The sequence below is a fragment of the Nocardia sp. NPDC051787 genome (assembly GCF_040681325.1).
Taxonomy (GTDB): Bacteria; Actinomycetota; Actinomycetes; order Mycobacteriales; family Mycobacteriaceae; genus Nocardia.
In genome coordinates this window covers 1-14,276 of sequence record NZ_JBFAYO010000023.1, presented here as the reverse complement: position 1 = coordinate 14,276, position 14,276 = coordinate 1, and the positions used below count along the sequence as shown (strand labels likewise).

The 14,276-nt window shown below is 68.5% G+C and carries 12 protein-coding genes; 7 read left to right on the top strand and 5 right to left on the bottom strand.

Going from position 1 to position 14,276, the window contains the following annotated elements; genetic code table 11:
• Positions 1 to 76 precede the first annotated feature (76 nt).
• The 3 genes from AB0M45_RS23315 (at position 77) to gatB (ending at position 4,125) form a co-directional block, all read left to right on the top strand.
• Complete coding sequence (locus tag AB0M45_RS23315; protein WP_364332835.1) at positions 77 to 1,111, top strand: ATP-dependent 6-phosphofructokinase; 1,035 nt, start codon at positions 77 to 79, stop codon at positions 1,109 to 1,111.
• Positions 1,112 to 1,185: 74 nt separating this feature from the next.
• Positions 1,186 to 2,562, top strand: a complete 1,377-nt coding sequence (locus tag AB0M45_RS23310; protein WP_364332832.1) for an alpha/beta fold hydrolase — start codon at positions 1,186 to 1,188, stop codon at positions 2,560 to 2,562.
• 57 nt (positions 2,563 to 2,619) lie between these two features.
• Complete coding sequence (gene gatB, locus AB0M45_RS23305; protein WP_364332829.1) at positions 2,620 to 4,125, top strand: Asp-tRNA(Asn)/Glu-tRNA(Gln) amidotransferase subunit GatB; 1,506 nt, start codon at positions 2,620 to 2,622, stop codon at positions 4,123 to 4,125.
• 87 nt (positions 4,126 to 4,212) lie between these two features.
• On the opposite strand, the gene AB0M45_RS23300 is transcribed toward gatB, so the two are convergent.
• On the bottom strand, positions 4,213 to 5,319 hold the full coding sequence (locus AB0M45_RS23300; protein ID WP_364332826.1) for a PQQ-dependent sugar dehydrogenase: 1,107 nt from the start codon (positions 5,317 to 5,319) through the stop codon (positions 4,213 to 4,215).
• A gap of 119 nt (positions 5,320 to 5,438) precedes the next feature.
• Here AB0M45_RS23300 and AB0M45_RS23295 point away from each other — a divergent pair, with 119 nt between their 5' ends.
• Positions 5,439 to 6,308, top strand: coding sequence for a DoxX family protein (locus tag AB0M45_RS23295; protein ID WP_364332823.1), 870 nt, complete (start codon positions 5,439 to 5,441; stop codon positions 6,306 to 6,308).
• A 205-nt stretch (positions 6,309 to 6,513) separates the two neighbouring features.
• Here the strand turns inward: AB0M45_RS23295 and AB0M45_RS23290 are convergent, their stop codons facing one another.
• The 3 genes from AB0M45_RS23290 to AB0M45_RS23280 form a co-directional block, all read right to left on the bottom strand.
• Entirely contained in the window at positions 6,514 to 6,786 is a 273-nt protein-coding gene (locus tag AB0M45_RS23290; RefSeq protein ID WP_364332820.1) for a hypothetical protein, read from the bottom strand.
• Between the two features lie 75 nt (positions 6,787 to 6,861).
• Complete coding sequence (ilvD, locus tag AB0M45_RS23285) at positions 6,862 to 8,703, bottom strand: dihydroxy-acid dehydratase (RefSeq protein WP_364332817.1); 1,842 nt, start codon at positions 8,701 to 8,703, stop codon at positions 6,862 to 6,864.
• Between the two features lie 262 nt (positions 8,704 to 8,965).
• Positions 8,966 to 9,544 (bottom strand): PH domain-containing protein, encoded by a 579-nt coding sequence (locus AB0M45_RS23280; protein ID WP_364332814.1) that lies wholly within the window; start codon positions 9,542 to 9,544, stop codon positions 8,966 to 8,968.
• A 341-nt stretch (positions 9,545 to 9,885) separates the two neighbouring features.
• On the opposite strand from AB0M45_RS23280, the gene AB0M45_RS23275 reads away from it, so the two are divergent.
• The 3 genes from AB0M45_RS23275 to ilvC all read left to right on the top strand — a co-directional run bounded on the left by AB0M45_RS23275 (position 9,886) and on the right by ilvC (position 13,552).
• Positions 9,886 to 11,808, top strand: a complete 1,923-nt coding sequence (locus AB0M45_RS23275) for an acetolactate synthase large subunit (protein WP_364332811.1) — start codon at positions 9,886 to 9,888, stop codon at positions 11,806 to 11,808.
• A gap of 7 nt (positions 11,809 to 11,815) precedes the next feature.
• On the top strand, positions 11,816 to 12,319 hold the full coding sequence (gene ilvN / locus AB0M45_RS23270; RefSeq protein WP_039799659.1) for an acetolactate synthase small subunit: 504 nt from the start codon (positions 11,816 to 11,818) through the stop codon (positions 12,317 to 12,319).
• Between the two features lie 231 nt (positions 12,320 to 12,550).
• Complete coding sequence (ilvC, locus tag AB0M45_RS23265; RefSeq protein WP_364333092.1) at positions 12,551 to 13,552, top strand: ketol-acid reductoisomerase; 1,002 nt, start codon at positions 12,551 to 12,553, stop codon at positions 13,550 to 13,552.
• 117 nt (positions 13,553 to 13,669) lie between these two features.
• Here ilvC and AB0M45_RS23260 read toward each other — a convergent pair whose 3' ends face one another.
• Positions 13,670 to 13,945: a hypothetical protein gene (locus tag AB0M45_RS23260; protein ID WP_364332807.1), complete on the bottom strand. Its 276-nt coding sequence runs from the start codon at positions 13,943 to 13,945 to the stop codon at positions 13,670 to 13,672.
• Positions 13,946 to 14,276 lie beyond the last annotated feature (331 nt).

Genomic DNA, 14,276 nt, shown 5'->3' with positions numbered 1-14,276 from the left:
CACCAAGTAAATGTTACTCATCGTTCACGGGGGGTCGGGGCTGCCGAGATCGGACATGAGGGGCAAGATAGCGGCCATGCGCATCGGAGTCTTGACCGGAGGCGGAGACTGCCCAGGACTGAACGCGGTCATCCGGGCCGTCGTTCGCACCGCGAACGGCCGCTACGGCGACGCGATCGTCGGCTTCGAGGATGGCTGGCGTGGCCTATTGGAAGACCGGAAGATCCAGATCCAGAACGACGACCGCACCGACCGTATCCTGGCCAAGGGCGGCACCATCCTCGGCACCGCGCGCACCAACCCCGAAGTGCTGCGCGCCGGTCTCGGCCGGATCAAGCAGACCCTGGACGACAACGGCATCGAGGCGCTCATCCCGATCGGCGGCGAGGGCACGCTCACCGCCGCGAGCTGGCTGGCCGACGAAGGCGTTTCGGTGGTCGGCGTCCCCAAGACCATCGACAACGACATCGATTGCACCGACGTCACTTTCGGTCACGACACGGCGCTGAGCATCGCCAGCGAGGCGATCGACCGGCTGCACACCACCGCAGAGTCGCATCAGCGCGTCATGCTCATCGAGGTGATGGGCCGCCATGCGGGCTGGATCGCGATCCACGCGGGCATGGCCGCGGGTGCGCACCTGACCCTGGTGCCGGAGGTCCCGTTCGACGTGGCCGAGGTGTGCACCATGATCAAGCGCCGGTTCCAGCGCGGCGACAAGCATTTCATCTGCGTCGTCGCCGAAGGCTCGCATCCGGCCCCGGATTCTGGATTCACCTTGCGTGAGGGCGGTATCGACGAGTTCGGCCATGAGCGTTTCACCGGTGTCGCCCAGCAGCTCGGTGTCGAGATCGAACGGCGCATCGGCAAGGAGGTCCGCACCACCGTGCTCGGCCACGTCCAGCGCGGCGGCAGCCCCACCCCTTACGACCGGGTATTGGCCACCCGTTTCGGCCTGCACGCAGCCGAGGCTGTGCACGCGGGCCGGTTCGGCCAGATGGTCGCACTGCACGGCACTACCATCGATCTCGTTCCGCTCTCGGAGGCAACCAAGCAGCTCAAGCGCGTCCCTCCGGAGCGCTACCGCGAGGCAGAGGCGTTCTTCGGCTGAGTAGGCCGATTCGGCGGCGCGGTACGCGCGGCGAATAGCCCGAGCCGGTCCGGATCGTCGGTACTGTGAATCGCATGCGCAGTGGGCGACTGATCGCGTTGGCTCTGTTCGTGATCGCCGCACTGGTGGCCGGGTGTTCGGAGTCGAATCCGCCCGAGCCGACCATCGGCGACTGGCACGGCTCCATCGAGGTACCCGGTCAGCCGATCCAGGTTGGGGTCAGCTTCCGCGATGACGGGACGGCCACGATCGACATCCCGGCGCAGGGCGCGACCGACGTGCAGTTGAAGGACGTCAGCTCCGATCACAACGGAGTGTCGTTCGCGATTCCGGATATCCCGGGCGACCCGGTGTTCCGCGGCCGGTACGAGTCCGGATCCGACGAGATCACCGGCGATTTCACGCAGGGGGGCCAAAGCTTCCGGCTCGTGCTGAGCCGAGGCGAGGTCGAACCACTGGCCCGGCCGCAGGAGCCGAAGCCGCCGTTCCCGTACAAGTCCGAGGACGTCACCTACCGCAACGGCGACATCACCATCGCGGGCACGCTGACCGAGCCGCAGGGTCCGGGCCCGTTCCCCGCCATTTTCATGATCACCGGAAGTGGTCCGCAGGACCGCAACGAAGAACTCATGGGCCACAAGCCCTTCCTGCTGCTGGCCGACACCTTCACCCGCGCGGGCTACGCCGTGCTGCGCACCGACGACCGCGGCGTGGGCGCCACCACCGGCAAGCTGGACGACGCGAACTACACCGACCTGGCCGAGGACGCCGCGGCGGGCGTCCGATTCCTCCGCGCCCGCCCCGAGATCGATCCGGCCCGCGTCGGGCTCTTCGGCCACAGCGAGGGCGGTTACCTCGCGCCGCTGGTCGCCACGCGCCCGGACAGCGGCGTCGCGTTCGCCGTGCTGATGGCGGGGCCGGGCGTGCCGGGTTCGGACATCCTCGTCGAACAGACCCGCCTGATCGCGACCGCGAACGGCACACCCGCTGACCAGGTGGACACCCGCGTGCGCGAAATCAGCGAGCTGGCCGCTCTGCTGAAAGCGGGCGACTTGGCGGGCGCCAAGGACCTGGCGCGCCGCCAGAACCAGGCGTTGCCCGCCGATCAACGCGTGCCCGACGAGCAGGCGGCCGCGGGTATCACGCCCTATCTGGCCGCTCTGGTCGCCTACAACCCCGCGCCCGCCCTCGCCGCCCTGCGCATTCCGGTGCTGGCGTTCTTCGGCGGCAAGGATCTCCAGGTTCCCGCCGCCCAGAGCGAGCAGCCCATGCGCGACCACTTGGCCGCCGACCCGGACGCGACCGTCCACGTCTTCCCCGGGCTCAACCACCTGATGCAGCCCACCGAGACGGGCCGTCCCAGCGAGTACAGCTCCATCCCCACGACCATCGCGCCCGAGGTGCTCGATTACGTCACCGGCTGGCTGCGGCAGCGGGTCCCGGCGAAGTAGCAGCGCGCCGCGAGAGCCGCTGCGCTGCGACGGGAACGCTTACTTAGACTTATGGCCATGAGCGCACCCACGGTCGACCTGATGGATTACTCGGATGTCATCGCCCGGTTCGAGCCGGTGCTCGGCATGGAGGTCCACGTCGAGCTGTCCACCGCGACGAAGATGTTCTGCGGTTGCCCGACCGAGTTCGGCGCCCAGCCGAACACCCAGGTGTGCCCGGTGTGCCTTGGTCTGCCCGGCTCGCTTCCGGTGGTGAATCAGCAGGCCGTCGAGTCGGCGATCCGGATCGGGCTGGCGCTGAACTGCACGATCACGCCGTGGGGCCGGTTCGCGCGCAAGAACTACTTCTACCCCGACCAGCCGAAGAACTACCAGATCAGCCAGTACGACGAGCCGATCGCCACGAACGGTCACCTGGACGTGCTGCTCGACGACGGCAGCACCTTCCGGGTGGAGATCGAACGCGCGCACATGGAGGAGGACACCGGCAAGTCGGTGCACATCGGCGGCGCGACCGGCCGGATCCACGGCGCGAGCCACTCCTTGCTGGACTACAACCGGGCAGGCGTTCCGCTGATCGAGATCGTCACCAAGCCGATCACCGGCGCGGGGGAGCGTGCGCCGGAGGTGGCGCGGGCGTACGTGACGGCGCTGCGCGATCTGCTGAAGTCGCTCGACGTCTCCGACGTGAAGATGGAGCAGGGCTCGCTGCGCTGCGACGCGAACGTCTCGCTGATGCCCATCGGCGCAACCGAGTTCGGCACCCGCACGGAGACCAAGAACGTCAACTCGCTGCGCAGCGTCGAGGTCGCGGTGCGTTTCGAGATGCGCAGGCAGGCCGCCATCCTTGCGGACGGCGGCACCATCGTGCAGGAGACCCGCCACTTCCACGAGACCGACGGCACCACCTCACCCGGCCGCCGCAAGGAGACCGCCGAGGACTACCGCTACTTTCCCGAACCCGATCTGGAGCCCGTCGCGCCCGACGCCGAATGGGTCGAGCGGCTGCGCGGCACCATCCCCGAGTACCCCTGGCTGCGCCGCGCGCGCATCCAGTCCGATTGGGGCCTGTCCGACGAGGTGATGCGCGACCTGGTCAACGCGGGTGCGCTCGACCTGATCATCGCCACCGTCGACGCGGGCGCCCCGGCCAACGAGGCGCGCTCCTGGTGGGTCGCCTACCTCACCGAGAAGGCCAAGGAGCGCGAGGTCCAGCTCGACGAGCTGCCGATCACCCCCGCCCAGGTGGCCGAGGTGATCAAGCTGGTCGACGCGAAGACCATCAACAACAAGGTCGCCAAGCAGGTCGTCGACTACGTGCTGGCGGGTGAGGGCGACCCGGCGCAGATCGTCGAGGCCAAGGGCCTGGGCATGGTCAGCGACGACAGTGCACTGCAGGCGGAGGTGGAGAAAGCGCTCGCCGCCAACCCCGACATCGCCGACAAGATCCGCTCCGGCAAGGTCCAGGCCGCGGGCAAGATCGTCGGTGACGTCATGAAGGCCACCCGCGGCCAAGCCGACGCGGCGCGCGTGCGCGAGCTGGTGCTCGCCGCCTGTAGCTGAGAGCTCGTCGCTTCCCGCGACCAGCGTGCGGCCTGAGATGGCTCGAAGGGGCCGGCTCCACGGAGCCGGCCCCTTCGTCGTCCCGGATCAGTCCGGTCCGCCGCCTCCGGGCTGCGGCGGTGGGATGCGGACGACGCGGTCGTCGAACGGGCCCGGCTGTCCGTCGGTCTTGTTCACCGTTGTTACCCAAATGGTGCCGTCGGCGCCGATCGCGGCGCCGCCGAGCTGGCCGTACCTGTCCTGGGCGACCAGTGTCGGCGCCGCGGTGACCGCGTGGGTGTTCGGGTCGGCGGCCGTGATGGCGACCGCCTTCGCGCGGGTCAGCGAGATCGCGACACCGTCGACGGCCGCGGCGCAACCGGCGACGCCGGGGCGGTCGGGCCAGGTCCACGCGGTCGTGACCACGCCGTCGCCGCTGACGCGCTGCAACCGGTCTTCGGCGGCGGTGCGGTCGGTGATCCAGATGCTGTCCTTGGTGTCCCGGCAGACGTCCCCCGCGGTGCCGATGCCCGAGACGGCGATTTCCGGCGGCGACGTGCGGCCGGGCACCAGCGAGTTCACCCGCAGCAGCTTGCCGGCGAGCGAGCCGGCGGAGGCCGCCGCGGAGGGGTTGCCCGCGTCGCCGGTCAATACGAGCATCTGATCGGGGGAGGCGAAATCGATCGCGCCGCGATTTCCGCTGGGGCCCTTGGGGATTCCGGTGAGGATGTCCTTCGGCGCGCCGCCCTCGGCGATGCGGACCACCCGGTTGTCGCTGGAGGTGGTGATGTAGGCGTACATCAGGCCGTCTTCGCGGTAGGTCGGGGACAGCGCGATGTCACTCAGACCCCCGTCGGTGGAGCCGTCCACGTCCAGCCGCGCGATCTCGACCGGCGGCTGTTCCGGGGCCACCTCGAGGATCCGTCCGGTGCGGCGCTCGGCGACCAGCGCGCCGTCGCCGAGCGTGACCAGCCCGCCGGTCGTGTCCAGACAGGTCGCGACCACCGCCGGGTCCGGATCGATGCAGGGCCCGCTCGGCCGCGTGGTCGAGGTGGGCGGCTGGTTCGGTTTCTTCGGGTCGATGTTGGCTCCGCGCAGGGTCGGTTCCGGGGTGAACGGACTGGACGCCGAATCATCGAACCGGGCGCAACCGGCCAGCAGCGCGGCACCGAGCGCCAAGCTCGCCGCGACCCGGCCAACGACAACCAAACTCATAGCTCAGACGTTACGGAAATACCGTCGCGCGCGCCCCCTCCGGGTGGGTGTTGTGCCCAGACTGACACGCCGTACCGCTTACTCGCACGCGATAGCGCGGCGCGGCTTAGGGTAGGGCCGTGACCGACAAGACGAAAGACACGCCCGAACCCCCGAGAGTGGCGGACTCCGCGCCGTCCACGGCCGTGCAGTCGGCGGTGTCGTCCACCGGTCGAGGAGTGAGCAGCCCGTTCGACTCGCCCACCAAGCAGTTCGATCGAGTGGATCCGTCCGGGCGCCCACCGCTGGGCAAGGACGTCCCCCGTACCGACGACGAACTCGGGCTCGACCCGGAGGTTCCGTCCACCGCGGAGACCAAGGCCGTGCCCACCTACGATTACGCGAGCATCCCGCCCGCGGCGGCCCCGCCGTCCGACACCGGCCCGCTGCGCCGCCGCCGCACCGCCGAGAACCGCCGCGGCACACTCGATCTCGGCCTGCTGCTGCTGCGCCTGGTCGTCGGCGGCACGTTCCTCTACCACGGGTTGCAGAAGCTCACCGGATGGTTCCACGGACCCGGCCTGGACGGCACCCGCGAGATGATGGAGAGCGGCGGCTGGGACCATCCCACGTTGTCCACCATCCTGGTCACCGCTGGCGAGGTCGGCGGTGGCACGCTGCTGATCCTCGGCCTGGCCACCCCGTTGGCGGCGGGCGCGGTGCTCGCGGTCATCCTGGACGCCTGGGCCTGGAAGCAGGGGATGGCCCCGGGCTTCCAGTACAAGGCAGGACCAGGCGCGGTCGAGTTGGAGAGCATCCTTGCCGGTGCGGCCACCGCCATCATCCTGACCGGCCCGGGCCGCTATTCCTTCGACGTCAAGCGAGGCTGGGCCACCCGGCCGCACATGGGGTCCTTCACCGTCCTTCTGCTCGCCATCGCCGCCGCGGTCGGCACCTACTGGTACCTACACGGTGGCAACCCGTTCACCGGGATAGGCCCGTTCGACTAACGCCGGTCGGCACCGAACCCGGTGGTGCTCTCCACTACACGGAAGTTCGCCGCCCCTACCGTCCAACGAGACCCTGATCGAGAACTGGCGCCGTGCCGACGGCGTCAGTTCCCGCTCGATCCGCACGGAACTGATGTGGTGCGCCGGAAACGGTGGCCCACATCAGGACGGGAGGGCACCGTTGTGTTGACGGGTGACGTCGCGGTCACGCTACTCGTGGATTCACCCGGCAGTTGGTGTGGAGGTATCCAGCGCTGCCGTTCGTGAAGTCGTAGATCGCGGCCGTCTGGGTGCCTTCCAGTGCATCCGAGGGCGGCATCAGGAAATGCGTCTCGCTCACCGGGAGCAGCTCATATCTGATGCGGTCCGGCTTCTGGAGGAATTCCGCCTGCATCGGGTCGAGGACCAAGGTCAGGTATAGCTGTCCGCGTTCGGCTGATACCTCGTGTCCCTGGTCAACGGCAGTTCGCCCGGTCAACTGAACAGCGCCGCTCGGTGACGGCCGCCGATGCGGGCGCAGGCCGATACGAGACCGCCCTGCGCCGCAGGGGGGCTACGGCACGTGGCGCACGGCGCCCTTGTCGGCCGACGTGGCCATCGCGGCGTATGCACGCAGAGCGGTTGTGACCGGACGATCGCGGTTGACCGGCTGCCACGGACGCTCGGAGGCCTCCATCTTCGCGCGGCGCTCGGTGAGCGCGGCGTCGTCGACGAGCACCTCGAGGGTGCGGGTGGCGACATCGATGCGGATCTGGTCGCCGTTCTCGACCAGGCCGATGACACCGCCGCTGGCGGCCTCGGGGGAGATGTGCCCGATCGACAGACCCGAGGTGCCGCCGGAGAACCGGCCGTCGGTGATCAGCGCGCACTGTTTGCCGAGCCCCGAGCCCTTCAGGAAGGCGGTGGGGTGCAGCATCTCCTGCATGCCGGGACCACCGGCCGGGCCCTCGTAGCGGACCACGATGACGTCGCCGGGCTTGATCTTCTTGCCCAGGATGACCGACACGGCCTCCTCCTGCGAGTCCACCACCACGGCGGGACCCTGGAAGGAGAACAGATCCTCGTCGATGCCCGCGGTCTTCAGCACCGCGCCGTCGGGCGCGATGTTGCCGCGCAGTACGACCAGGCCGCCCTCCTTGGTGTAGGCGTGCTCCAGATCGCGGATGCAGCCGCCCTCGGCGTCGGTGTCCAGGGACGACCAGCGGTTCTCGGTGGAGAACGGCTCGGTGGTGCGCACCCCGCCCGGCGCCGCGTGGAACAGTTCGATGGCTTCCTCGGATGCCTTGCCGGAGCGAATGTCCCAGGTGTCGAGCCACTCGTCGAGGGTCTCGGTGTGCACCGTGGTGACGTCGGTCTCCAGCAGACCGGCGCGGCGCAGCTCGCCAAGGATGGCGGGGATGCCGCCGGCGCGGTGCACGTCTTCCATGTGGTAGTCGGAGTTGGGCGACACCTTCGACAGTGTGGGCACCCGGCGGCTGGTCTCCTCGATGGTGTGCAGATCGAAGTCGATCTCACCCTCCTGCGCCGCCGCCAGCGTGTGCAGCACGGTATTGGTCGAGCCGCCCATCGCGACATCCAGTGCCATCGCGTTGCGGAAAGCATTGGCGTTGGCGACGTTGCGCGGCAGCACGGACGCGTCGTCCTCGCGGTACCAGCGGTTGGCGATGTCCACCACCACCGTGCCCGCCTTCTCGAACAGGGCCCGCCGCGCGGCGTGCGTGGCAAGGGTGGAACCGTTGCCGGGCAGCGCGAGACCCAGCGCCTCGGTGAGGCAGTTCATCGAGTTGGCGGTGAACATGCCCGAGCACGAGCCGCAGGTCGGGCACGCGGACCGCTCGACCTCGGCCAAACCCTCTTCCGACACGGCCTGATTCGCGCTCGCGGAGATCGCGGTGATCAGATCGGTCGGTGCCTGCGCGACGCCGCCGACGACCACGGCCTTGCCCGCCTCCATGGGCCCGCCGGAGACGAACACGGCCGGAATGTTCAGCCGCATGGCGGCATTCAGCATGCCCGGGGTGATCTTGTCGCAGTTGGAGATGCAGACCAGCGCGTCGGCGGTGTGCGCGTTGACCATGTACTCGACCGAGTCGGCGATGATCTCGCGCGAGGGCAGCGAGTAGAGCATGCCGCCGTGTCCCATGGCGATGCCGTCGTCCACGGCGATGGTGTGGAATTCGCGCGGCACGCCACCGGCGGCGCGCACCGCGTCGGCCACGATCTCGCCGACGTTCTTCAGATGCACGTGCCCGGGCACGAACTGGGTGTAGGAGTTCGCGATGGCGACGATCGGCTTGCCGAAGTCGGAGTCGGTCATGCCGGTGGCGCGCCAGAGTGCGCGGGCGCCTGCGGCATTGCGGCCGATGGTCGTGGTTCGTGAACGAAGCGGTGGCATTTCGATGGTCCTCGGGTCGCGGGGGCTGACGTGCGACGGCGCAGAGCTCGCTCGGCGGCGGCTTTACGTTACTCCCGCCGCTGGGTGCCCCCGACATGTCGGTCATGGTCGGCGCTGGGTGTCAGTCCGTGTGTTTCGGTCTCGGCTTGTTCGGTTCGTCGCCGCCAGTGGTGTGGTCGACGCCGACGGTGTTGCCGGAGGTGCCGGACCGTCGAGAGTGATGGGGGCGCAGGGGATCGGTGCTCCCGGCTAAATCATCCCATCACTTAGTGTCGTCGGCTTCGCCGGTCTTGGGGACACCGTTGGTGCGCGAGGCGTCGTCGGCGGGTTGCGTCTCTCCGTCGCCGTCCGCGGTCTCATTGGAGGCGTCGTCCGCGGCGGCTTCCTCCGGCACCGCGAACGGATCCGGGATCCGCCCGTTGGACGCCGTCGCCAGATCGCGCAGCCGGTCGTAGCTCACCGCGGGCAACTTCGCCTCGGTGCCGTCGGTCAGGTCGGCGCGCACGTATCCGCGTTTCGGAATCCGCACGCCCTTCACCCGTGCCCAGTCCAGATGACGCGAGCCGAACAGCGTCCGCAGGTCCAGTCCGGCATCCGACACCGTGGTCTGCGTCCGCAGCACCCACGCGAGCACCACGACCGGGATGAGCAGCAGCCACCACAGTCCGGCCGGCCAGCCGACGAACGGGAAGAACACGCACATCAGCAGGATGAATACGCCGAGGAAGGCCAGTCGTGGGATGCGGATCACATGGGCGTTCGCGGCGCTACCCGTATCCGTCGTCCCGGCGGACGTATGGGACGATTCAGAAGGTGGCACGGACTGATGCGGTGATGACACACCTCCATCCTCGCATCCTGGTGAACGGACACAAGCAACCGCACTGTCCCACATAATGGGACACCAGAAGTCATCTGTTTGACTCCTCGGTTCACATCCGCTTAACGTCGTGCGCGTGAATCGAAACGAGTTGCTCGTACTCGGCCGGCGCGTCCAGCGTTGAGCCTGACCCACTGAGTCGAATACGTCAGCTCGCGTTGCGACGCGCCACCCTCGATCAGCCCTGTGCTGTCGGGGGCTTTTTTATGTTCGGACTAATGTCAGGGCGGATGCTCGTCCGGGCCAATGCCTCGAGGCACACAATCCGGGGTCGGAACGACAACCAGTAAGGAACGAAGACGGTGAGCGCACCTACCGCACGGCCCGGGCCCTCGGCCCGCAGGCCAGCGCCTTCGGCGAATCAGCAGGCAACGCCCGCTGCCAACGCGACGCCCGCGGCCAACCGCCGCCAGGTCCCGCCCGAGCGGGTCACCGGCGCGCAGTCGGTCGTACGTTCGCTCGAGGAGCTCGGCGTCGATACCGTGTTCGGCATTCCGGGCGGTGCGATCCTCCCCGTCTACGACCCGCTGTTCGACTCCACCAAGGTGCGCCACGTCCTCGTCCGGCACGAGCAGGGCGCGGGTCATGCGGCGACCGGGTACGCGCAGGCCACCGGCAAGGTCGGTGTGTGCATGGCCACATCCGGCCCCGGCGCCACCAACCTGGTCACCCCGATCGCCGACGCCCAGATGGATTCGGTCCCGATCGTGGCCATCACCGGCCAGGTCGGCCGCGGCCTGATCGGCACGGACGCGTTCCAGGAAGCCGACATCTCCGGCATCACCATGCCGATCACCAAGCACAACTTCCTGATCACCGACGGCGTCGACATCCCGCGCATCATCGCGGAGGCGTTCTACCTCGCCGCCTCCGGCCGCCCGGGTGCCGTGCTGGTCGACATCCCCAAGGACGTGCTCCAAGCCCAGACCTCCTTCAGCTGGCCGCCGGAGATGCGCCTGCCCGGCTACCGTCCGGTCACCAAGCCGCACGGCAAGCAGGTGCGCGAGGCCGCCAGGATGATCATGGAAGCCAAGGCGCCGGTGCTGTACGTCGGCGGCGGCGTCATCAAGGCCGAGGCCTCGGCCGAGCTGCTGCAACTGGCCGAGCTGACCGGCATTCCCGTGGTCACCACGCTGATGGCACGCGGCGCGTTCCCCGACAGCCACCAGCTGAACATGGGCATGCCCGGCATGCACGGCACCGTTGGCGCCGTGGGCGCGCTGCAGAAGTCGGACCTGCTGATCACCCTCGGCGCGCGCTTCGACGACCGCGTCACCGGTCAGCTGGATTCCTTCGCGCCCGGCGCCAAGGTCATCCACGCCGACATCGACCCGGCCGAGATCGGTAAGAACCGGCACGCCGACGTCCCGATCGTCGGCGACTGCCGCGAGGTGATCGTCGAACTCATCGAGACGCTGAAGGCCGACCCGGCCGCGGGCGACGCTCTGCCGCTGGCGCTCGGCGAATGGTGGACCTACCTCGACGGCATCCGCAAGGCCTACCCGCTGGGCTGGACCCCGCCCGCGGACGGGTCGCTGTCGCCGGAGTTCGTCATCGACGCGCTCGGCCGCCTGGCTGGACCGGACGCGATCTACTGCGCCGGCGTCGGTCAGCACCAGATGTGGGCCGCGCAGTTCATCAAGTACGAGAAGCCGCGCACCTGGCTGAACTCCGGTGGTCTCGGCACCATGGGCTACGCCGTCCCGGCCGCGATGGGCGCCAAGATGGGCGCGCCGGACAAAGAGGTGTGGGCGGTCGACGGTGACGGCTGCTTCCAGATGACCAATCAGGAGCTGGCCACCTGCGCCATCGAGGGCGTGCCGATCAAGGTCGCGCTGATCAACAACGGCAACCTGGGCATGGTCCGCCAGTGGCAGACGCTGTTCTACCAGGAGCGTTACTCCAATACCGAGCTGGGCACGCACTCGCTGCGCATCCCCGACTTCGTCAAGCTCGCCGAAGCCCTCGGCTGCCACGGCATCCGGGTCGAGCGCGAAGAGGACGTGGAGGCCGCCATCCGCGAGGCACAGTCGATCAACGACCGCCCCGTGGTGATCGACTTCATCGTCGGCAAGGACGCCCAGGTGTGGCCGATGGTCGCCGCGGGCACCAGTAACGACGAGATCATGGCCGCCCGCGGCATCCGCCCGCTGTTCGACGAGGACGAGCAGGCCGCCGAGCCGGCTGTCATCCACGAGGCGATGTCGCATGAACAGACAAGGTGAACCACGGATGAGTACCACCCACACCCTCAGCGTTCTCGTCGAGGACAAGCCGGGCGTGCTGGCGCGGGTCGCTGCGCTGTTCTCCCGCCGCGGCTTCAATATCGAGTCGCTGGCGGTCGGCGGCACCGAGCTGCCCGAGATCTCGCGCATGACCATCGTCGTCACCGTCGAGGACCTGCCGCTCGAGCAGGTCACCAAGCAGCTCAACAAGCTGGTGAACGTCATCAAAATCGTGGAGCAGGACTCCGACAGCTCCGTCGCCCGCGAACTGATCCTGGTGAAGGTCCGCGCGGACGCCAGCGTGCGGACCCAGGTGATCGAGGCCGTCGGGCTCTTCCGCGCCAAGGTCATCGACGTCTCCCCGGACGCGCTCACCGTCGAGGCGACCGGAACCCGGTCCAAGCTCGACGCGCTGCTGCGGATGCTGGAACCGTATGGCATCCGCGAGATCGTGCAGTCCGGCGTCGTCGCGGTGGGACGTGGACCCAAGTCCATCACCGCCACCCGGTGACGCGGCGGGGCGGCGCACACCGATGGGGCCGCCCGGCCAGTGGCGGCCACACGCTAACCTTTCTCCGATCGACGGTTGGCGTGCCGCCCTCCCCGCGCGAGCGGGAATGATCGTCTCCCGCATACGCGGGGGTGATCCGATCCAGAAACTTGTAAACCGACACCGGCGCAAGCACGGTGTGCCCCGCCTCGCGCGGGGATGACCTCGGAAGGAACCACAGTGGCAGTCGAGATGTTCTACGACGACGATGCCGACCTGTCGATCATCCAGGGCCGCAAGGTCGCTGTCATCGGCTACGGCAGCCAGGGCCACGCGCACTCGCTGAGCCTGCGCGACTCGGGCGTCGAGGTGCGCGTCGGCCTCGCGGAGGGCTCGAAGTCGCGTCCGAAGGCCGAGGAGGCGGGCCTGACCGTCGGCACTCCGGCCGAGGTCTCGGCCTGGGCCGACGTCATCATGGTGCTCGCGCCCGACACCGCGCAGGCGTCGATCTTCACCAATGACATCGAGCCGAACCTGAAGGACGGCGACGCGCTGTTCTTCGGCCACGGGCTCAACATCCACTTCGGCCTGATCAAGCCCCCGGCCAACGTGACCATCGGCATGGTCGCGCCGAAGGGCCCGGGCCACCTTGTTCGTCGTCAGTTCGTCGACGGCAAGGGCGTTCCGGCGCTGATCGCCGTCGAGCAGGACCCGAAGGGTGAGGGCCAGGCCCTGGCGCTGTCCTACGCCAAGGGCATCGGTGGCACCCGCGCGGGCGTCATCAAGACCACCTTCAAGGAAGAGACCGAGACCGACCTGTTCGGTGAGCAGGCCGTGCTCTGCGGTGGCACCGAGGAACTGGTCAAGACCGGTTTCGAGGTCATGGTCGAGGCCGGCTACGCGCCGGAGATGGCCTACTTCGAGGTGCTGCACGAGCTGAAGCTGATCGTCGACCTGATGTACGAGGGCGGCATCGCGCGGATGAACTACTCGGTGTCCGACACCGCCGAGTTCGGCGGCTACCTGTCCGGCCCGCGGGTCATCGACGCCGACACCAAGAAGCGCATGCAGGCGATCCTCAAGGACATCCAGGACGGCAGCTTCGTCAAGCGCCTCGTCGCCAACGTCGAGGGCGGCAACAAGGAGCTCGAGGCGCTGCGCAAGCAGAACGCCGAGCACCCGATCGAGGTCACCGGCGCCAAGCTGCGCGGCCTGATGAGCTGGGTCGACCGGCCGATCACCGAAACCGCCTGAGTTCCAGGCTGATTCGCGCGGTGGCCCGCTCCGGTTCCGGAGCGGGCCACCGGCGTCTTCGCCGGTCGGCGCACGACAACGGCCCGGCACCTCGCGAGCGCCGAGCCGTTTCGGTTTCTAGCTGCTGCCGAACAGGCCGGGTGGCCGGCCGTGATCACCCGGGCCGCCGCCCCACCAGCCGAAGAACGGGTTGTTGTTGCAGCTCCAGTTCTGGAACGGGCCGAAGTCGCAGTTATGGCCGGGGTAATGGCGGTTGTGCCTGACCTCGGTGACCCCAGGGGAGGTGTCCGCGGAGGCGGGCACGGCCAAGGCGGTTAATGGAACCGCGGCGATCGCACCGGCCACGACCACCCGGGCCAGGCGGCGGCGTGCGGTGCTGGTTGTCGAGAACAACGTGGATCCTTCTTTCACTCTGCGGTGAGCGGTTCGCCCACCATCCCCCCGTTGCGGGTTTGTCCGCGGCCTAGCCACACGGATAGGTCGGGATCAACTGGGTCGCCGCTGCTTCGCGGACGCGTTCACCGACGGGGCAGCGACTGCACGTCTCCACTCTTGCGCACTTGTCCAGAAAGGTCACGGGGGTTGGCTCCCCAGCGGGCAAAATCAAACTGCGGTATTAGGGGCTTCCCCCTAGCCACTGTTTTGAAAGTGGGTGAGGGTGGGCAGTTGCCCGCTCTCACCCGTGTCGGAGCCATTGGTTGATGGCAGCGATGCGGATGGTGGC

What these genes read in the sequence shown, in the direction of transcription:
- AB0M45_RS23300 (WP_364332826.1), bottom strand. Translation starts at nt 5,319, where the DNA reads ATGAGTTTGGTTGTCGTTGGCCGGGTCGCGGCGAGCTTGGCGCTCGGT.
- ilvC (WP_364333092.1), top strand. Translation starts at nt 12,551, where the DNA reads ATGTTCTACGACGACGATGCCGACCTGTCGATCATCCAGGGCCGCAAG.
- AB0M45_RS23310 (WP_364332832.1), top strand. Translation starts at nt 1,186, where the DNA reads ATGCGCAGTGGGCGACTGATCGCGTTGGCTCTGTTCGTGATCGCCGCA.
- ilvN (WP_039799659.1), top strand. Translation starts at nt 11,816, where the DNA reads ATGAGTACCACCCACACCCTCAGCGTTCTCGTCGAGGACAAGCCGGGC.
- gatB (WP_364332829.1), top strand. Translation starts at nt 2,620, where the DNA reads ATGAGCGCACCCACGGTCGACCTGATGGATTACTCGGATGTCATCGCC.
- AB0M45_RS23315 (WP_364332835.1), top strand. Translation starts at nt 77, where the DNA reads ATGCGCATCGGAGTCTTGACCGGAGGCGGAGACTGCCCAGGACTGAAC.
- ilvD (WP_364332817.1), bottom strand. Translation starts at nt 8,703, where the DNA reads ATGCCACCGCTTCGTTCACGAACCACGACCATCGGCCGCAATGCCGCA.